This window comes from Micromonospora sp. NPDC049679 (genome assembly GCF_040659735.1).
GTDB lineage: Bacteria > Actinomycetota > Actinomycetes > Mycobacteriales > Micromonosporaceae > Micromonospora_I.
This window is the reverse complement of the sequence record NZ_JBFANZ010000002.1, coordinates 121,524-140,766: the sequence shown is the minus strand read 5'-3', so window position 1 is coordinate 140,766 and position 19,243 is coordinate 121,524. Positions and strand designations below refer to the sequence as shown.

Sequence of the window (19,243 nt, the reverse complement as noted above, 5' to 3'; positions counted from 1 at the left end):
GACCCTCCGTAATGTCGCGTTCACCGGCCGATAGCGTCCGATAATCGGACGCTATTGTCCGTTTCTTGTAGCGTCCACTAAGTTCTGTGTTCGTGTCAACGCAGGTGCCCCGGCTCTTCGCCGGACTCGTCGACGACGCTGCGGTCTTCCCGCCCGGCAGTGCGACGCTCCCCGCCGCCGTGACCGCGCACCGGGAGCACCGCGCCGCCTGGTACGCCGAACTGGTCGGTCCGCTACTCGTGCCCACATCGGCCCTGGCCGACGTGCCGGCGCTGCTCGCCGAGGATGAGCGGATCGAGGTCGGCGTGATCGGCGACCCGTCCGCGATCGGGCGGCTCTCCGCCCTGCGCGACGGCCTCGACCCGCGGGTCCGGATCCGGCAGGTCGAGGTCGCGGTCGCCAAGCGCGGCGAGGATCCACAGCCCGGACTCGCCGAACTCGTCGCGCTGCGCCCGCACCTCGACGGCGTCGACGTTTACGCCGAGGTCCCCCTGACCTGGGGGTTGCTGGACGCGCTGGACACGCTGGCCGGCGAGCGCTCGCGGGGCGCGCCGATCGCGGCGAAGTTCCGCACCGGCGGCCTCGCCGCGGAACTCTTCCCCACCCCGGTCGAACTCGCCGCGGTGATCTGTGCGTGCCGGGACCGGGAACTGCCCTTCAAGCTCACCGCGGGCCTGCACCACGCGGTACGCGACACCGACCCGGAGACCGGGTTCGCGCATCACGGTCTCCTCAACGTGCTCGTCGCCACGGCGGCCGCCGTGGACGGCGCGGAGGTGGCGGAGATCGCCGAGTTGCTCGCACTTACCGACGCGCTGCCGCTGGTCGAGGGAGCCCGCGCGCGACGCGCCACGCAACGTCCACTCTGGGTCGGCTTTGGCTCGTGCAGCATCAGCGAGCCGCTGACCGACCTGATCCGACTCGGACTGATCAACGGGGGCTTCGCGGAATGACATGGGTCGATGGAGCGACGGGCTCGCCGTACGGCGTGCACAATCTGCCGTACGGGGCATTCCGCCACGACGGGCGGGCGCCGCGGCTCGGCGTACGCATCGGGGATTTCGTGCTCGACCTCGACGGCGCGGAGGCCGCGGACCTGATCCTGGCCGGCGGTGTACTGCGCCAGCCGGTTCTCAACGATTTCCTCGCCCTGGGCCGTCCGCAGTGGGCCGCGGTGCGGCAGCGGATCGTCGATCTGCTCACGATGCCGGAGCACCGGGCCGCGGTCGAGCCCCTGTTGATCCCGCTCGCCGACGTCGAGCTGACCCTGCCGTTCGCGGTCGCCGACTACGTCGACTTCTACTCGTCCGAGCACCACGCGAGCAACGTCGGGCAGATCTTCCGGCCGGGCCAGCCCGCGCTGCTCCCCAACTGGCGTCACCTGCCGATCGGCTATCACGGCCGGGCGGGCACCGTGGTTTCCTCCGGCACGCCGGTGATCCGCCCCTGCGGGCAGCGCCCCACCTCCGACGGGCCGGTCTACGGCCCCTCGGCGCGCCTCGACATCGAGGCCGAGGTGGGGTTCGTGGTGGGCGTGCCGACCGGGCTGGGTGACCGGGTGCCGGTGGAGCGCTTCGCCGAGCACGTCTTCGGGGTGGTGCTGGTCAACGACTGGTCGGCGCGGGACATCCAGGCGTGGGAGTACCAGCCGCTCGGGCCGTTCCTCGGCAAATCCTTCGCCACCTCGGTCTCGGCGTGGGTGGTCTCGCTCGACGCGCTCGCGCACGCCTGGGTGCCGGCACCGCCGCAGGACCCGCCGGTCCTCGATTACCTGCGCGACGAGCCGCACCACGGTCTCGACCTGCGCATCGAGGTCGAATGGAACGGCGGCGTCGTGAGCCGGCCGCCGTTTTCGACCATGTACTGGACCCCCGCGCAGCAGCTCGCGCACCTGACCGTGAACGGCGCGTCGCTGCGGTCCGGCGATCTCTTCGCCTCCGGCACCGTGTCCGGTCCCGAGCGCGATCAGACCGGGTCGTTCCTCGAGCTCACCTGGGGTGGGCGGGAGCCGATGACGCTCGCCGACGGCAGCACCCGGACCTTCCTCGAAGACGGCGACACCGTGACGATCAGCGCGACGGCGCCCGGCCCGGACGGCACGACGATCGGGCTGGGCGAGGTGACCGGCACTGTACTGCCGGCCCGCGCCGTCGGCTGAGCAGAACCGACATGCGCATCGGCTGAATAGCCAAGATCAGATCAACGTGCGGTCGCCGACGCGAACCTAATGGATCGCCGGTTCTACCGCCGTCCGCCCCTATCCTGCATAAGGCCCTGAAGGTCGCTCTTTGGGGGATTTTGACCTTCTTACAGGAGTTCTTGTGCGACTTAGGGTACGTACGGCTTTACTGGCCGTGGCGATCGCGGCGGGGGCGGGGGCGGTCATGGGTACCGGTCCGGCGACGGCCGTTCCAGCGGCCAGCCCGTCGACCGCCGGGACCGATTTCTGGGTCGCTTTTCCACCGAACCTGTCGAGCACCTTGACGCTGTTCCTGACGGGGGCGGCGGACACCAGCGGTACGGTGCGCTGGCCGGATTCGACCACGAGCGCGTTCTCCGTCACGGCGGGTGAGGTGGCGGCGGTCCCCGTTCCGACGTCGGTGGCCACCATGCCGCTCGAGGGCACCGCGAACGTGGGTATCCATATCACCGCGGGACTGCCGATCACGGTGTACGGCTTGAACTTCATGAACGGCACCTCGGACGCCTACGTGGCGCTTCCGACCACGACGCTGGGCACCCGGTACCGGGCGCTGGCCCACAAGACAACGCAGCCGGGATACCCGAGCCGGCTGACCGTGCTGGCGACCGGGGACGGCACCACCGTGACGGTGACGCCGAAGAACGCGATCGGCGGCCGTCCCGCGGGAACCCCCTACACCGTTTCCCTTAACGCCGGTCAGGTTTACACGGTCGCGTCGACCACGACGGCCGGGGCGGAGGCCGACGTCACGGGCGCGCTGGTCGCCTCGGACAAGCCGGTCGCCGTTTACGCCGGGGTCGGCTGTGGAAATATCGGCGTCGGCGCCTGCGATCACATTGTCGAAGCGATGACGCCGACGAAGTCGTGGGGTACGTCGTTCCTCCTGGTGCGTTACGCGAAGGCGTCGGGCGGCGACCCGGTGAGGGTGCTCGCGGATCAGGACGGTACCGAGGTGAAGGTTGACGGTTCGGTGGTCGCCACGCTCGCGGCCGGTGAGTTCTACGAGGGCACGCTGATGGCCAGCGGCGGCAACACCGGCGCGTTGATCACCACGAGCAAGCCTGCGCTCGTCGCGCAGTACATGACGAACAATGCGTACGGCCCTTCCGGCAGCACAGTGACGGGTGACCCGTCCTCGATGCTGGTACCCCCGTATCAGCAGTACCTCGACTCGTACACGCTGGCCACGCCGGGCAGCGGGTTCGCCTTCAACGCGGTCAACGTCGCGATCCCGACCAGCGCGATCGGCAGCCTGACTCTGGACGGCGAGCCCGTCCCGGCCGGCTCGTTCGCTGCGATCGGCAGCACCGGCTTCTCCTCCGCCCAACTCAGCGTCGGGCTCGGCACGCACAACCTGCGCGCCAGCGCGCCGTTCGGGGCGTTCGCCTACGGCGCCAACGACTACAACTCCTACGCCTACCCGGGCGGGGCCGGCCTGTCCCCGGTCGCCTCGGTCGCGCGTGTGACCGTCAACCCGGCGAGCGTCACCGGTACCGTCGGGAAGAACGCCTGCCTGACCGCCACCGTCACCGACGCCGGGAACGCCCCGGTCGCTGGGGTTCGGGTCGACATCACGGCCACCGGGGCCAACAACGGTGCGACCGGCAATGCGATCACGGCTTCGGATGGTACGGCGCGCGTCTGCTACACCGGTGCCCAAACCGGCACGGACACCGTGCGCGTCGCCGTCGGCACCGAGACCGTGACCGCGACCGTGACCTGGGCCAACGCCGCCGGCCGCCCCGCAGCGCCGTCCGCGCCCGGTGTCCGCGCCGGGGACCGCTCGGTGAAGGTGGACTGGACCGTGCCGGCGAGCAACGGTTCGACGATCACGGGGTACACGGTGACCAGCGCGCCCGGGGGGTTGACCTGCAACGCGACGGCGCCGGCCACCACCTGCACGGTCGGTCGGCTGTCCAACGGCACGGCGTACACCTTCACGGTCGTCGCGCATTCCAGCGCCGGTGACTCGCCGGCCAGCGCGGCCAGCGTCGCGGTCACGCCCACCGCCACGTCGACCACGCCGACGGCGCCCGCCACGCCCGGTGTCCGCGCCGGGGACCGCTCGGTGAAGGTGGACTGGACCGTGCCGGCGAGCAACGGTTCGACGATCACGGGGTACACGGTGACCAGCGCGCCCGGGGGGTTGACCTGCAACGCGACGGCGCCGGCCACCACCTGCACGGTCGGTCGGCTGTCCAACGGCACGGCGTACACCTTCACGGTCGTCGCGCATTCCAGCGCCGGTGACTCGCCGGCCAGCGCGGCCAGCGTCGCGGTCACGCCCACCGCCACGTCGACCACGACCACGCTGACCGTCGACGACACCGAACCGGTGCAGGGCGGCACGATCACGCTCACCGCGCGCGGGTACCGGACCGGCAGCATCGTCGAGTTCTACCTGCACTCCAAGCCCGTGTTCCTGGGTACGGCCGTCGCCGACGAGGCCGGCGTCGCGACGCTGAACGCCTCCCTGCCGGCTGGCGTCACCGGATCGCACAACGTCGTGGCCGTGGGTACCGCACCCGACGGCACCCCCATCAGCCGCCATCTCAGGATCACCGTGGCCGCCTCCTCGGGTGGGCTGGCCCGCACCGGCTCCGACACCATCGGCTACCTCGGGGCGGGCGTCGCACTCATCCTCGTCGGCGCCGCGCTGTATATCGCCGCGCGCAAGCGCAAGCACATGCGCCGCCGGGAGGTGTGACACGGGAGCGTGACCGGTCCGGGGCCGCCGACGCGGGGACGCGGCGCGGGTGTCAGCGGGTGGCGGCGCAGGCCAACGCGACAAGCAGTGAACGCCGGTGTGACAGTGCCGGGTGGGTTCAGTTCGCCTACCCGCGCAGCACACGGTCGCGAAACGGCTACAGGTTCCCGGCGCGTCCCCGTACTGTTGACGCAGGGAGGCGCCATGTCGACGGTGACGGTGACACGCATACTCGATGCGCCCGCCGAGCGCATCTGGCGGGTCATGACCGACCTGACCGACCGGGTCACCTGGCTTTCCACTGTGGACGACGTGCGGGTGCTGACCCCCGGTCGGTTCGGCCCCGGGACCATCTGGTGCGAGTCCCGGACGATGCCGGACGGCACCCGCGTAACCGAGGAGTTCCACGTCGACGACTGCGCCGCGCCCCACCGCTTCGTGGTCACCTCGCGCGGGGATGGCGCCGACTACCGCATGACGTACACCCTCACCCCGGTCGACGTCGGCCGCCGTCGCGGTGGCACCGCCGTCGAGATCGTGCAGGACGGAGCGCCCAACGGCGCGGGCGGCCGGTTTCTGGCACTGGTGCTCGGCGGTCTCGCCGCCCGCACCGTCGAAGGCGCGCTCCGCCGCGACCTGGCCGACCTGGCTCTCGCCGTCACCCGCCCCGCGCGGACCGACGGCGACCCCGCTGCGGCCGCCTGACCTGCCGGCATCGGATCCGGGCGCGGTCGATAGGGTGCCCGCGGAGGTGCGGGCATGGGGGACGCCGAGGTCACGGCGGAGCGGGGCGGCGTACGACGCTGGCCCCGGACCGCGGCGATCGCGGCGGCGTTAGCCGTCGCCCTCGCGGTCACCGTCGCCATCGCGTACCGCGTCCTGGCTCCGACCGAGGTCGTCACGCCCGCACGGGCCGACTATCCGCCGCCACCGACCGTCGGGCCTGGGGTGGTCGCCCGGTTGTCGGTCGCCCCCCTGATCGTCGACGGCCGGCTCCGGCTGTACGCCGCCGCCCGCCAGGTCCGCGCGGACGGTCCGGTGAACGCCAAGGCGCAGGTCACCCCGTACTGGTCCTACCGGCGCTGGCCGCAGCAGCTCGTGGGCGTGGTGGCCGACGGCTCCACAGTGCTGACCCGGTGGTCGGACGGTCGGTTGGTCGCGCTGGACGCGCGGACGGGCCGCCCCACCTGGCGGACCGCCGGCCCACCCCCACAATCCGGGACGTACGCCGGCCGCCGCACCGGCGCGCTCACCGTCTACGCCGCGCCGGGCCTGCACACGGCGGTCGCGCGCGACGGGCGAGCGGTCGCCGTGGTCGAGGGCGATCGCGGGGCGCGCGGGTTCGACCTGCGCACCGGCGGCGAGTTGTGGCGCGCCGACGGGACGTGCCCGCCGGAGGGCTTCACCACACGCGCCGGGGAGTACGTCACGCTGGACCCGTGCGCGTCGCCGCGGACACTGCGGTTCCGGGAGGTGACGACGGGTCGGGTGCTGCGCGACTGGCGCCCGGACGGGACCGACCCGGAGCTCGGCGTGCAGCCGGTGGGCTGCGCCGTCGCCCGGTCGGCCTGCCCGGCGGCTCGTACGACCAGCGGCGGCGCCACCCGCGGCTGGCTGCTGGACGGCGCCGCGCCGCTCGCCGCGACCGCGCTCGACGAGCCGGAAACGTGGCTGGTCGGGGACGCGGCCGTGCGGCTCAGCCCGGACGGTGCGGAGCTGACCGGCCGGTCGGCCCGGACCGGGGCGGAGCTGTGGCGTCAGTCGCTCCCGGCGGCGGCCGACACCCCGGTCGGCGCGGAGCCGACCCGACTGATCGCTGCCCAGCCCGGCCGGGTGCATCTGCTCACGCCGGGCCGCGACCTGATCACCATTGACCCCGCGACCGGGGCGCAGCGATCGCAGTTCGTGCTGCGCACCGGGCAGGAGAAGACCAACTGGGCGCCCGGCTTCGTCTACGCCAGCGACGGCTTCATCGCGGTGGAACGCCTCACCGAGCCGGTGGACCCGACAGCGAAGGACGCCGAGTACTACCGCAGCGCCGAAACGATCATCTTCGGGGCGACCTGACGAGGCACCGCCGGCCGCGCCGGAGGACGCTCCCCCGGCTCCCCGCCTCCCCGGGCACCCGGCTCCCCGCCGATCAAGGACCCTGCCTCGTCGACGGGGAGCATCCGTTCAGAGGGCGGTTTCGGCGACCGACAGGAACGCGTCGTTCTCCTCGGCGGTCCCGATCGTGACCCGCACGCCGTCGCCCTGGAACGGGCGGACGATCACCCCGCGCGCCTCGCAGGCCGCGCTGAACGCCGCCGCCCGGTCGCCCAGCGGCAACCACACGAAGTTGGCCTGGCTCTCTGGCACGTCCGGCAGCAGCTTGCGCAGCGCCTCGGTCACCCGCTCCCGCTCCGCGACGACGAGGGCGCAGCGACGGCGTACCTCCTCCTCCTGCGCGAGCGCGGCCAGCGCCCCCGCCTGAGCCGCCAGGCTCGTGGAGAACGGGGTCACCACCTTGCGCACGGCGGCCGCGACCTCGGGGTGCGCGACGAGGAAGCCGATCCGCAGGCCGGCCAGGCCCCAGGCCTTGGAGAGCGTCCGCAGCACCACCACGTTGGGACGGTCCGCGTAGGCCTCCAGCCCGTCCGGGACGTCCGGGTCGGTGACGAACTCGCGGTAGGCCTCGTCGAGGACGACCAGCACGTCGTCGGGGACCGCGGCGAGGAAGCGGTCGAGTTCGGGACGGCGCAGGCTGGTGCCGGTCGGGTTGTTCGGGTTGCAGACGAGGATCATGCGCGTCCGGTCGGTCACCGCCGCCGCCATCGCGGCCAGGTCGTGACCGTGGTCGGCCGTGTTGGGCACCCGGACGCTGGTCGCGCCGGTGGTCGCCGCGATGATCGGGTACGCCTCGAAGGAGCGCCACGAGTAGAGGATCTCGTCGCCGGGCAGGCAGGTGGCCCGGGCCAGGTGCTCGGCGAGCGCCACCGACCCGCACCCGGTGGCGATGCGGTCGGCCGCCACGCCGTAACGGGCGGCGAGCGTCGCGCGCAGCGCCACCACTCCCATGTCCGGGTAGCGGTGCACGCCCGCCACCGCCTGAGCGACCGCCTCCACGACCCCGGGCAACGGTCCGTACGGCACCTCGTTGCTCGCCAGCTTGATCGCCTCGGTCAGCCCGAGCTCGCGGGCGAGGTCGGCGGGGCTGCGACCGGGCACGTAGTTGGGGAGCGCGTCCAGATCGGCGCGGGTCAGCCCGAGTCGCCGGGGACGCTGCTCGGGGTCGGACGACCGGGTCATGCTGAGCCTCCAGGGGTGTCGGAGCGGTCCTCGGTGTCGGCGTCGGAGATCCCGGTGGTCGCCGCGGTAGCGGGGCGCGCCCGGGGGAGTCGCACCACTACCGTCTGCGCCGTCTTGTCGTGCAGCGCCTGGTAGAGCGGTCGATCGAACAGGACATAGGCGCAGTCGACAAGTTGCATCACGAACCCGACGCAGCAGACCCAGAGCAGGGTCGGGAGGCCGAGGGTGTTCCAGCGCCGGAACGAGCGGCCGAAGCCGAGCGGTCCGTCCCGATCCAGCCGGGTCACCTTCAGACGCATGATTCGCTTGCCCAGAGTCTGCCCCGTGTTGGCCGTCGCCGGCACCTCGTAGGCGAACCAGAGCGCCGCCGCGAGCAGGACGATCACGATCTGCAGGCTGTCCGCGCGCTCGCCCGGCATGGGCAGCCCCTCGCGCGAACTGTCACCGGCGAGCGTCCGGCGCCACAATTCGCCGATGAACGGCGACATCTCCTGCACGTACTGCCAGACGAACCAGCCGTTCACGACGACATTGAGCAGCAGGACCAGCCCGATGTCGATCAGCCGGGCGGCCAGTCGGGCGCCGAGCGGGGCCAGGGCTAGCCCGTGCGGGCGCGGCGGCGGGGCGATGACATAGCCGTACGGGGGCGGGTAGGGCCAGCCCGGCGGCGGCGGGCCCGGCGCGGGCGGGAACGGTTGCCCTCCCGGAACCGGATGCGCGACCGGGGTCGGCGGGTGGGTCATGTTGGGCGGAACCGGTGGGCCGGCCGCCCAGGGTGGGGCGGCAGGCGGTGGGACCTGCGGGTGCTGGTCCATCGGCGCCGGCGCGGGTTCCGGCGCCGGCTCGGCCGGCGGCGGACCCTCCGGCGGCGTCACGTCGGCCGGCAGCGCCGCGCCGACCCATCCCCCGCCGTCCCAGTAGCGCTGGCTGGTCGGCTCGGCGGGGTCCTTGTACCACCCCGGCATCACAGAACTCACGCTGGAACCTTAACGACAACCGTGCGGGCGAACTTGTCGTGCAGGCACTGCTGGTAGGGCTTGTCCCACAACTGCCACAGCCCGTCCAGGTAGCTGAACCCCGGCACGAACGTCGCCGCCACGTACTGCACGAGGAAGCGCTTGGCCGCGGATGCGCGGTCGAGGGCCGCGTCGGGGGCGAGCGGGACGACCCGCAGCTTCATCACCTTCTTGCCCAGCGTCTGGCCGCTGCGGAACATCATCTCCACGTAGTAGATGTACGTCAGGATCAACATGACGACGATCAGGGCGAACTCCAGCAGCAGGAGCGGCAGGAAGAAGCTCATGAAGTCCGGCTCCGGCACCGTGCCGTCCGGGTTCACGACGAACATGTCCGGCGCGATCGCGGTGAAGAAGATGATCATCGCGGGCACCATGAGCACCATGGCGACGCCCATCAGAACGACGCTGTCGATGAGGTGCGCCAGAAACCGGTCCAGGAATGTCGCGAGCGGCTGTCCCGCCGGACTGAGCGGCGCCGGCAGCGGCGGATATCCGGGGGCGCCGTACCGCACCGGCGGCCCGTATCCGGGCGGCGGACCGTAGCCCGACGGTGCGCCGTATCCCGGGGGTGACGGATAGCCGGCCGGGTTCCACTGCGGGGGCGGCGTGGCGGGGTGGCTCGGCGGCTGCGTGACGCCACCGGGGACGGGCGTGGGCCCGTACCCCGGTGGCGTACCGGTCCCCGACGACGCTGGCGGGGGCGGCGCGGGGGGCGACGTCGTCGCGTCGGAAGGCTCCTGGATCACCGGAACAGTGTTACAGGTTCCCGCGAAGCTCCTGTTCCCGCTCGATCGCCTGGAACAGCGCCTTGAAGTTGCCCTTGCCGAAGCCGAGCGACCCGTGACGTTCGATCAGTTCGAAGAAGACGGTCGGCCGGTCCTGCACGGGCTTGGTGAAGATCTGGAGCAGGTAACCGTCCTCGTCCCGATCGACGAGGATCTTGCGGGCCTTGAGCTCCTCTATCGGCGCGCGCACCTCGCCGATCCGCTCCCGCAGCTCCGGGTCGTCGTAGTACGAGTCGGGCGTGTCCAGGAACTCGACGCCGGCCGCCCGCATCGCGTCGACGCTGGCGAGGATGTCGTTCGTGGCCACCGCGATGTGCTGGGCGCCGGGGCCTCCGTAGAACTCCAGGTATTCGTCGATCTGCGACTTCTTACGGGCGACCGCCGGCTCGTTGAGCGGGAATTTCACCTTGCGGGTGCCGCTGGCGACCACTTTGCTCATCAGCGCGGAGTAGTCGGTGGCGATGTCGTCGCCGACGAACTCGGCCATGTTGGTGAAGCCCATGACGCGGCGGTAGAACTCCACCCACTCGTCCATCTTGCCCAGCTCGACGTTGCCGACCACGTGGTCGACGGCCTGGAAGAAACGCTTGGGCTGCACGCCGGCGTCGACCATAGGTTGCCGGTCGACGATGGGCTTACGCGCCGTGAAGCCCGGCAGGAAGGGACCGCTGTAGCGGGAGCGGTCAACCAGCGAGTGGAGCGTGTCGCCGTACGCGGCGATCGAGGCGAACCGGACGGTGCCGTGCTCGTCGGTGAGGTCGTGCGGGGCGGTGACGCCGGTCGCGCCCTCGGCGAGGGCGTGCGCGTACGCCGCGTCGACGTCGGGCACTTCCAGCGCGATGTCGGACACCCCGTCGCTGTGCGCGGCGACGTGCGCCGCCGCGGCCGCCTCGCGGTGCACGGCCCCGGTGAGTACGAATCGGGCGGAGCCGCTGGTCAGCACGTACTCGGCGTGGTCGCGGTAGCCCTGCTCCGGCCCGCGGTAGGCCACACAGGTCATTCCGAACGCGGTCGAGTAGTAGTGGGCCGCCTGCTTCGCGTTGCCGACCAGGAACCGGACATGGTCGAGGCCCTTCACCGGGAACGGGTCGGCGGTGATGTCGTGGGCGACCGCACCGATCAACTCGTCGACGTCGACGTCCTCAGTGGTCTGCGGTCGGTCGATGGCGTGGGTCATCGCGGTCACTCCCTCTCAGGGTGGCCGGGCGCTGGTGACACCCGTGCGGACTGGCTCTGCGGCGAGGATCGCGGTACCGGGGTGACCTGGGCAACTGTCTGCTTGAACGCTGGTCAGGTTGCGCAGTTGGTAGGGTCAATTGCTGTGACCGCTATGCAGGATGTCCAGCTCGATGACCTGGATGCTGAGCTGATCGCCCTGCTGGCGGTCGAGCCGCGGATCGGCGTGCTGGAGTGCTCGCGCCGGCTGCGGGTGGCCCGCGGCACGGTGCAGGCCCGGCTGGACAAGTTGCTCGCCCGCGGCGTGATCCGTGGCTTCGGTCCCGAGGTCGAGCCTGCCGCGATCGGCTTCGGGGTGACCTCCTTCGTCACCCTCGAGATCAGTCAGCGGTACGGCCACGACGCGGTGGCGGCGCACCTGTCGGACATTCCGGAGGTGCTCGAGGCGCACACCATCACCGGCTCCGGTGACCTGCTCTGCCGGATCGTCGCCCGGTCGAACACCGATCTGCAGCGGGTGATCGACCAGATCGTCTCGTACGAGGGGATCGTCCGCGCCTCGACGATCATCGCGTTGGCCGAGCAGATCCCGTACCGGGTGCTGCCGCTGGTGCGCTCCGCGGCCGGTGGGCCGGTCGAGACACGCCCTGGCCGGGCACGGAGCCCGGAAGATGTGAACCGCCGGCAAGTGGACCAAACCAGATCGACACGGGCAAATAACGCCGATTAGGCAAGGTCTATTTCCGTACCCCTCCGTCGCTACCGTGGCCGGGTGGCGAAGGGGACCACCGGCGGGCCGTGTGTGAAGTGCTTAGTCGCCTTCGTGGCGACGGTCATCATCGTGCTCGCGGCCACCAACGTGTGGAACCCCTTTCCGACCGTCTGGGACTGGGTCGGGCGCAACCAGCCGCTGTCGGAGCCCGACGTGGTGTGGCAGCAGCGCATCGGCGGCACGCCGAAAACGGTGACGATCACCGACACGGCGGTTGTCGTGGAGGAGCGGCTCGCGGTCGAGGCGCGCAGCCTCGCATCCGGCGTGCAGCTGTGGCGGAAGAAGGTCGACTGGGCCGCCGTCGCGGGCGGCGGCGACAGTGCGGTCGTCGCGATCGGGCACCTTCTGGTCAAGGGCTACGAGGTGCTGGATCCGTCCAGCGGCGCGGTGCGCCGGCGGGACGACCAGGCGGTCGCCGTCTGGACGTACCGGAACGCGCTGCTCGACGTGCGCTGCGCCGGGCCGCGCGACTGTCTGCTCAGCGCCTGGGCCCCGCGCGGCACCAAGCCGTTGTGGACCACCCCGTTACCCGGCATCGGATTCGTGCTCTTCGCCGACAACCCGGAACTGCTCGGTGCCCGGCCGCTGACCACCCGCCAGGTCGCGGTCCACGCCGGCGGTCCGGAGTTGATGCCGCCGCTGCTGGGGTTCCCGATCGACGGACGGGTCCACGTGGTCGATACCGCCCTCGGCCGAACCGTGCAGGAGTTGCAGCCGGACCAGCACCAACGGATCAGCGTGGTCGGGGGGCGGGTATTGCGGACTGTCGCCACCAGCGAGGACGGCACCTGTTACTTCACGGTCGAGGCGCACGACCCGGCGAACGGGCAGCGGGTCTGGCGCAAGGCCGGGGTCAACCTGCGTACGGCGAACGGGGCGGGCTGCGTGCAACGGGAGAACCCGGCGGGCAGTCAGAACGTGATCGTGGGCGTCTCGCCCGAGCGGCGGGAGTTGGTCATCGACGCGTACGACGGGCGGACGCTCTGGACCGGCGCGGAGGGGGAGCCGCTGCTGGCGGTCGACGACCGGTACGCCCTCGCCCGCGGGGCGGACGGCGGGTCGCTCAAGGGGTACGAGTTGGGCGTGCGGGCACAGCGTTGGAACCGCCCGGTCCAGCCGGACGCCAACGCGGCGCTCGCCCGCTACGCCGCGGTGGTCGTGGAGCGCAAGCCCGACCGGATCATCGCCCTCGACCCGCGCACCGGGCGCGAGCTGATCAGGCTGAACTCGTCGGCCAAGGTGCTCGCGCTCGGGCCGGGCGGCATGGTGATCGGCGAGGGGCGCGAGATCGGATATGTGCGCTTCGGTGCCGTCCCGGAGCAGCCCGGCATCCCGCGCCCCGGTCCCGACGGCACCGCGCCGGTTCCCGGCGACACCGGGCCGGCGCCGGGCGACGGCGGGCCGGGACCCGACGATGCGGGGCCGGACGGCCAGCCCTGCGACGGACCGAAGGAGCCGAGCTGCCCGACGCGGAACGGTGCGCCGGAGCGCTGAGCTGGAGCGCGACACGCCGGGGCAGTGGCCAGTCCCACCAGTCGCCACGCCGCTACGCCAACCGCAGCGGGCTGCCCTAGGCTTGCCGCTCATGAGCAGTACCGCGTTCTCGTACTCCCCGTTGCTTCCCCTGGGCGACGACCAGACCGACTATCGCCTGGTCACCGACGAGGGCGTCGATGTGGTGCACGGCCCGGGCGGGCGGCGGTTCCTCACCGTCGAGCCGGCGGTGCTGACCGCGCTGACCGCCGAGGCGATGCACGACATCGCGCACTACCTCCGTCCGGCGCACCTGGCGCAGCTCCGCTCGATCATCGAGGACCCCGCGGCTTCGCCGAACGACCGGTTCGTCGCGCTCGACCTGCTCCGCAACGCGAACATCGCGGCCGGCGGTGTCCTGCCGATGTGCCAGGACACCGGAACGGCGATCGTGATGGGCAAGCGTGGGCGGCACGTGCTGACCGACGGCTCCGACGAGTCGGCGATCGCGCACGGCGTCTACGAGGCGTACACCAAGCTCAACCTGCGCTACTCGCAGCTCGCCCCGATCACGATGTGGGAAGAGCGGAACACCGGGACCAACCTGCCGGCCCAGATCGAGCTTTACGCGGAGGATCCGGGCGGCCACCCCGACGCCTACAAGTTCCTCTTCATGGCCAAGGGCGGCGGCTCGGCCAACAAGTCCTACCTCTACCAGGAGACCAAGGCGCTGCTGAACCCGACGCGGATGATGCAGTTCCTGGAGGAGAAGCTGCGGCTGATCGGCACCGCCGCCTGCCCGCCCTACCACCTGGCGGTCGTCATCGGCGGCACCTCCGGCGAGCACGCGCTGAAGACCGCGAAGCTCGCCTCGGCGAAGTACCTCGACACCATGCCGACGTCCGGGTCGATGCTCGCCCACGGCTTCCGCGACGTGGAGCTCGAGGCCGAGGTCCTGGAGCTGACCCGTCAGTTCGGCATCGGCGCGCAGTTCGGTGGTCGCTACTTCTGTCACGACGTGCGGGTGATCCGGCTGCCCCGGCACGGCGCCTCCTGCCCGGTGGCGATCGCCGTCTCCTGCTCGGCCGACCGCCAGGCGGTCGCCAAGATCACCCCGTCGGGGGTGTGGTTGGAGCGCCTGGAGACCGACCCGGCCCGCTTCCTGCCCGACGTGACCGACGCCCAGCTCGACGCCGGCGCCGACGTGGTCCGCGTCGACCTCAACCGGCCGATGGATGAGATCCGCGCCGAGCTCTCGAAATACCCCGTCAAGACGCGGCTGTCGCTGACCGGTCCACTGGTGGTCGCCCGGGACATCGCGCACGCCAGGATCGCCGAGCGGCTCGACGCGGGCGAGCCGATGCCCCAGTACCTGCGCGACCACGCGGTCTACTACGCCGGCCCGGCGAAGACGCCCGAGGGCTACGCCTCCGGCTCGTTCGGGCCGACGACGGCGGGGCGGATGGACGCGTACGTGGCGAAGTTCCAGGCCGCCGGGGGTTCGCAGGTGATGCTCGCCAAGGGCAACCGGTCGAGCCAGGTGACCCGGTCGTGCCAGGAGAACGGCGGGTTCTACCTCGGCTCGATCGGTGGCCCCGCCGCGCGGCTGGCCCAGGACTGCATCAAGCACGTCGAGGTCCTCGAATACCCGGAGCTGGGTATGGAGGCGGTGTGGAAGATCGAGGTCGAGGACTTCCCGGCCTTCATCGTGGTCGACGACAAGGGCAACGATTTCTTCGCCGAGGTCACCAAGCCGGTTCTCACCATCGGCCGCGGCTGACCGCTCCCGCCCCTCTGCGTGATCAAGGGGCCCGCAGCGCGACACGCCGGAGGCGGTGCGGGGGACCCCTTGATCAGCGCGAGCGGGTGGGCGGTGCGTCAGCCGCAGTGCACCCCGAGCGGCACGAACCACGCGGTCATCTCGTTCTCGAGGGTCTTGCTCTCGTCCTCGAGGTCCTTGGCCTTCATCGTGTCGAAGATCTTGCCGCTGGTCGCGCTCGCCTCGACGTTCGTGGCCGCCTCCTCGCCCCCCTCCTGCACCTTCGGGTCCTTCGCGGCGGCCGTGGCCGTCCGGATCTTCGCGGCCAGCTTCTTCAGCTCGGCCTGCCCGGTGGCCTTCGCCTTCTTGGCCTGCGCGGTGTTGCCGGCCTCCCGGTAGACCACCGTCTTGGCGAGCGCCTCGGCGAACGGCACGATGTCCTTGTCGAGCAGGGTGTCGATCTTGCCGCAGACCTCCTTCGTGTCCGCGGTGTAGTCCTCGGACGGCGTGGGCGACGGGGCGGCGGAGGTGGCCGCGGGGGCGGCCTTCGGCTCGGACTTCGTGCCGCAGCCGCCGGCGACGGCGAGCGCACCGGCCAGCGTGAGGACAGCGAGGGTTCGACGCATCAGTGGTTCCTGTTCTGCGAAGTGATCAGATCGGCCGGCGGAGTCTACGGGAAGCCTGAACGTTTGCTGTGGCACGGACACGGCCGCGTTCTCCCGACGTGGCGCGACCGCTACTGCGCTGGCGGTCGCGGTGGCACGCGGCAGTATGAGGGGATGAGCGACTACCGGGCCGAACGCGACACGATGGGCGAGGTCGAGGTCCCCGTCGACGCGCTGTGGGGAGCCCAGACGCAGCGTGGTGGTCGACGACAAGGGCAACGATTTTTCGCCGAGGTCACCAAGCCGGTGCTGACGATCGGTCGCGGCTGACCTCCATGTGGTGAGCTTCGCCGCGCGGGGCGCGGCTCGGTGCGGCGAAGCTCATGATCGCCCATACGGGTCGGCGGCTCAGCCGCAGAGCACCCCGAGCGGCACGATCCACGACGTGAACTCCGGCTTCAACACCTTGTCCAAGTCGTCCGGGGTCTTCAGCTTGTCCAAGACCTTGCCGTCGGCCGCGGTCGTTTCGACGTTCGTGGCGGCTTCCTCGCCCGCCTCCCGCAGTGCGGGATTCTGCGCCTTCGCTGTGGTTGTCCGGATGTTGCCCGCGAACTTCCGCAGCACGTTCTGCACGTTGGTCTTCGCCTTCGCCGCCTGCGTGGCGTTGCCGACGTTGTTGTAGAGCATCATCTTGACGGCCGCTTCGCCGAACCTCTTCATCTCCGTGTCGACGAGCGTGCCGAACTCGTCGCAGATCTTCTTCGTGTCCGCGGTGTAGTCGGCGGACGGGGTCGGTGAAGGGCTCGGGGACGCGGAGGTCGCGGCCGGGGCCGGGACGGGGGTTTTGGTGCTGCCGCAACCGGCGGCGACGGCGAGCGCGACGGCCAGGGTGAGGACGGCAGGGGTACGTCGCATCGAGAGTTTCCGTTCTGGTTCCGGACGTATGTTGATCAGACATCATCGGTGCTCAGCCGCGTTTTTCTAAAATCCTCTGAGGATTCTTTCCTGTGTTGTGACCGCGTCCGGCCGGACCACGTCCGACGGATTGATGAGTAGACGAACGCGGTTCCGGGCAGGATGGACGCGTGACGACGAACCAGGTGCCCGGCTTCCGGATCGAGCGCGACACGATGGGCGAGGTCGAGGTCCCCGTCGACGCGCTGTGGGGAGCCCAGACGCAGCGTGCGGTGCAGAACTTCCCGGTCTCCGGGCGCGGCCTGGAGCCGGCGCACATCCGGGCGCTGGCCCAGATCAAGGGGGCGGCGGCGCAGGTCAACGCGGATCTCGGCGTCATACCGTCCGGCGTGGCCGAGGCGATCGCGACGGCGGCCGCGCACGTGGCGAGCGGCGGCTACGACGACCAGTTTCCCGTCGACGTCTTCCAGACCGGCTCCGGCACGTCGTCCAACATGAACACCAACGAGGTCATCGCCACCCTGGCCGCCCGTGAGCTGGGCCAGCCGGTGCACCCGAACGACCACGTCAACGCGTCGCAGTCGAGCAATGACGTCTTCCCGTCCTCGATCCACCTCGCCGCCACGTACGCGGTGCTGCACGACCTGGTGCCGGCGCTGCGTCACCTCGACGAGTCGCTGACCGCGAAGGCGGAGGAGTTCGCGTCCGTGGTCAAGTCCGGGCGCACGCACCTGATGGACGCCACCCCGGTCACCCTTGGTCAGGAGTTCTCCGGCTACGCCGCGCAGGTCCGCTACGGGGTGGATCGGCTGGAGTCGTCGCTGCCCCGGCTGGCCGAGTTGCCGCTCGGCGGCACCGCGGTCGGCACCGGCATCAACACGCCGGCCGGGTTCGCCGCCGCCGTCATCGGCCGGCTCCGCGAGGTGACCGGGCTGCCGCTGACCGAGGCGCGCAACCACTTCGAGGCGCAGGGCGCGCGGGACGCCCTCGTCGAGGCGTCGGGCCAGCTCCGCACGATCGCGGTGGGGCTCTACAAGATCGCCAACGACATCCGGTGGATGGGCTCCGGGCCCCGCGCAGGGCTGCGCGAGCTGCTCCTGCCCGACCTGCAGCCCGGCTCGTCGATCATGCCCGGCAAGGTGAACCCGGTGGTCTGCGAGTCGGTGCGACAGGTCTGCGCGCAGGTGATCGGCAACGACGCGACGGTCGGGTTCGCCGGCTCGCAGGGCGACTTCGAACTCAACGTGATGCTCCCGGTGATGGGCCGCAACCTGCTCGAATCGATCCGGCTGCTGGCCGCCGTCAGCCGGTTGCTCGCCGACCGCTGCGTGGCGGGCCTCGTCGCGGACGAGGACATGTGCCGGGAGTACGCCGAGGGCTCGCCCTCGATCGCCACTCCGCTCAACCGCTTCCTCGGATACGACGAAGTGGCCTCGATCGCCAAGCAGGCCCTTGCCGAGGGGAAGGCGATCCGGGCGGTCGTCGTCGAGCGCGGGCATGTGGAGGCCGGCCGCCTTACCGAGCAGCAACTCGACGAGGCGCTCGACGTGCTGCGGATGACCCGGCCCGTGCCGGAGACGCCCGCGAGCGTGGAGTGATCACGCCATGAAGATCGCGCTATTTCCCTGAGGATCGCGCTACTGCCCCGATGTAGTGCCTTCCTCGTGGCGCGAAGCCACCACATCCCCGAAGCACCGCGATCTTGCGGGCTCTGCGGAACGGCGCCACACGTCGCCTGGTGCGGCGCCTTCGGGGACCGCTCGGGCGCCCCCTACCCTTGCGTGAGTGATCAGCACTGTCGTCTTCGACGCCGATGAAACCCTGATCGACCTGCGCCCGGCGGTGACCGGGGCGTTGGTCTCCGTACTCGAAGAGATGCGGCGGCTGACGCCGGCGGCGGCCGCAGTCTCGCTCGCGGACCTGGAGTCCGACTGGGGTGCGGTCTTCGGCGACCTGGCGGCGGCGCCGGTGACGCAGATCCGCCGGGCGGCGCTGGCCCGATCATTGGCGCGCGCCGGCCTCGACGGCGATCTCGACCGGGTCGCGGAGCTTTTCTTCGCCCGCCGTTTCGCGCTGAGCCGCCCCTTCGCCGATGCGCTGCCGACGTTGGCCCGACTGCGCGGCAGCTACGTCGTGGGCTTCGCGACCAACGGCAACAGTCGGGCCGAGCGGTGCGGTCTGGCCGGGGAGTTCGCCTTCGAGCTGTACGCGCACCTCGACGGCGTGCCGAAGAAGCCGGCGCCGGGGTTCTACGAGGCGGTGATCGCGGCGGCCGATGTGCGGCCGTCCTCGATCGTCCACGTTGGAGACACGTGGGAGCACGATGTGCTGGCGGCCCGGGCTGCCGGGTTGCGGACCATCTGGCTCAACCGGGCCGGTCTGCCGCGACCGGCCGGCCCCGCGCCGGACAGCGAGATCTCGTCTCTGGCCGACCTGCCCGCCGCGCTCGACGGGCTCCGAGCCCTAGACCCGAGGCGCGAACGGGGGTAATTCAGCCTCCCCACTGGCGGACCTGAACGCGATCAGGTGTGATGGCTCACA

Annotated in this window: 17 protein-coding genes; 11 read left to right on the top strand and 6 right to left on the bottom strand. The window is 71.2% G+C overall.

What is annotated here, in order from left to right; all coding sequences use genetic code 11:
* The first annotated feature begins 92 nt into the window (after positions 1-92).
* From AB0J06_RS02375 to AB0J06_RS02355, 5 genes are all read left to right on the top strand, one after another.
* The gene (locus AB0J06_RS02375) at positions 93-953 is read left to right on the top strand and encodes a hypothetical protein (RefSeq protein ID WP_357423728.1); all 861 of its coding nucleotides are present in this window, start codon (positions 93-95) and stop codon (positions 951-953) included.
* Positions 950-2,158 carry a fumarylacetoacetase gene (fahA, locus tag AB0J06_RS02370; RefSeq protein WP_357423726.1) on the top strand — a complete coding sequence of 403 codons (1,209 nt, stop codon included), beginning with the start codon at positions 950-952 and terminating at the stop codon, positions 2,156-2,158. The genes AB0J06_RS02375 and fahA overlap by 4 nt, the downstream gene beginning before the upstream one ends.
* Positions 2,159-2,480: 322 nt before the next feature.
* The gene (locus AB0J06_RS02365) at positions 2,481-4,910 is read left to right on the top strand and encodes a fibronectin type III domain-containing protein (protein WP_357423724.1); all 2,430 of its coding nucleotides are present in this window, start codon (positions 2,481-2,483) and stop codon (positions 4,908-4,910) included.
* A 204-nt stretch (positions 4,911-5,114) separates the two neighbouring features.
* Complete coding sequence (locus AB0J06_RS02360) at positions 5,115-5,615, top strand: SRPBCC family protein (RefSeq protein ID WP_357423722.1); 501 nt, start codon at positions 5,115-5,117, stop codon at positions 5,613-5,615.
* A 54-nt stretch (positions 5,616-5,669) separates the two neighbouring features.
* Positions 5,670-6,977, top strand: a complete 1,308-nt coding sequence (locus AB0J06_RS02355) for a PQQ-binding-like beta-propeller repeat protein (RefSeq protein WP_357423720.1) — start codon at positions 5,670-5,672, stop codon at positions 6,975-6,977.
* Positions 6,978-7,085: 108 nt separating this feature from the next.
* Here AB0J06_RS02355 and hisC read toward each other — a convergent pair whose 3' ends face one another.
* Genes hisC through hppD form a run of 4 tightly spaced genes read right to left on the bottom strand, consistent with a single transcriptional unit; the run spans position 7,086 to position 11,179 of the window.
* Complete coding sequence (hisC, locus tag AB0J06_RS02350; RefSeq protein WP_357423718.1) at positions 7,086-8,198, bottom strand: histidinol-phosphate transaminase; 1,113 nt, start codon at positions 8,196-8,198, stop codon at positions 7,086-7,088.
* Positions 8,195-9,163: an RDD family protein gene (locus AB0J06_RS02345; RefSeq protein ID WP_357423955.1), complete on the bottom strand. Its 969-nt coding sequence runs from the start codon at positions 9,161-9,163 to the stop codon at positions 8,195-8,197. The genes hisC and AB0J06_RS02345 overlap by 4 nt, the downstream gene beginning before the upstream one ends.
* Positions 9,164-9,171: 8 nt before the next feature.
* Positions 9,172-9,963 (bottom strand): RDD family protein, encoded by a 792-nt coding sequence (locus AB0J06_RS02340; protein WP_357423716.1) that lies wholly within the window; start codon positions 9,961-9,963, stop codon positions 9,172-9,174.
* Between the two features lie 10 nt (positions 9,964-9,973).
* The gene (gene hppD / locus AB0J06_RS02335; protein WP_357423714.1) at positions 9,974-11,179 is read right to left on the bottom strand and encodes a 4-hydroxyphenylpyruvate dioxygenase; all 1,206 of its coding nucleotides are present in this window, start codon (positions 11,177-11,179) and stop codon (positions 9,974-9,976) included.
* 153 nt (positions 11,180-11,332) lie between these two features.
* On the opposite strand from hppD, the gene AB0J06_RS02330 reads away from it, so the two are divergent.
* The 3 genes from AB0J06_RS02330 (at position 11,333) to AB0J06_RS02320 (ending at position 15,203) form a co-directional block, all read left to right on the top strand.
* The gene (locus tag AB0J06_RS02330; protein WP_357423953.1) at positions 11,333-11,908 is read left to right on the top strand and encodes an Lrp/AsnC family transcriptional regulator; all 576 of its coding nucleotides are present in this window, start codon (positions 11,333-11,335) and stop codon (positions 11,906-11,908) included.
* 42 nt (positions 11,909-11,950) lie between these two features.
* Positions 11,951-13,444 (top strand): PQQ-binding-like beta-propeller repeat protein, encoded by a 1,494-nt coding sequence (locus tag AB0J06_RS02325; protein WP_357423712.1) that lies wholly within the window; start codon positions 11,951-11,953, stop codon positions 13,442-13,444.
* Positions 13,445-13,535: 91 nt separating this feature from the next.
* Positions 13,536-15,203 carry a fumarate hydratase gene (locus tag AB0J06_RS02320; RefSeq protein ID WP_357423710.1) on the top strand — a complete coding sequence of 556 codons (1,668 nt, stop codon included), beginning with the start codon at positions 13,536-13,538 and terminating at the stop codon, positions 15,201-15,203.
* Positions 15,204-15,301: 98 nt separating this feature from the next.
* Here AB0J06_RS02320 and AB0J06_RS02315 read toward each other — a convergent pair whose 3' ends face one another.
* The gene (locus AB0J06_RS02315; protein WP_357423708.1) at positions 15,302-15,808 is read right to left on the bottom strand and encodes a hypothetical protein; all 507 of its coding nucleotides are present in this window, start codon (positions 15,806-15,808) and stop codon (positions 15,302-15,304) included.
* 153 nt (positions 15,809-15,961) lie between these two features.
* Here AB0J06_RS02315 and AB0J06_RS02310 point away from each other — a divergent pair, with 153 nt between their 5' ends.
* Positions 15,962-16,117, top strand: a complete 156-nt coding sequence (locus tag AB0J06_RS02310; RefSeq protein WP_357423706.1) for a hypothetical protein — start codon at positions 15,962-15,964, stop codon at positions 16,115-16,117.
* Between the two features lie 78 nt (positions 16,118-16,195).
* On the opposite strand, the gene AB0J06_RS02305 is transcribed toward AB0J06_RS02310, so the two are convergent.
* Positions 16,196-16,702, bottom strand: a complete 507-nt coding sequence (locus tag AB0J06_RS02305) for a hypothetical protein (RefSeq protein WP_357423704.1) — start codon at positions 16,700-16,702, stop codon at positions 16,196-16,198.
* A gap of 170 nt (positions 16,703-16,872) precedes the next feature.
* Between AB0J06_RS02305 and AB0J06_RS02300 the strand changes: the two genes are divergently transcribed.
* Both AB0J06_RS02300 and AB0J06_RS02295 read left to right on the top strand, forming a co-directional pair.
* Positions 16,873-18,300, top strand: coding sequence for a class II fumarate hydratase (locus tag AB0J06_RS02300; RefSeq protein WP_357423702.1), 1,428 nt, complete (start codon positions 16,873-16,875; stop codon positions 18,298-18,300).
* 187 nt (positions 18,301-18,487) lie between these two features.
* The gene (locus tag AB0J06_RS02295) at positions 18,488-19,192 is read left to right on the top strand and encodes an HAD family hydrolase (protein WP_357423700.1); all 705 of its coding nucleotides are present in this window, start codon (positions 18,488-18,490) and stop codon (positions 19,190-19,192) included.
* Positions 19,193-19,243: the final 51 nt, after the last annotated feature.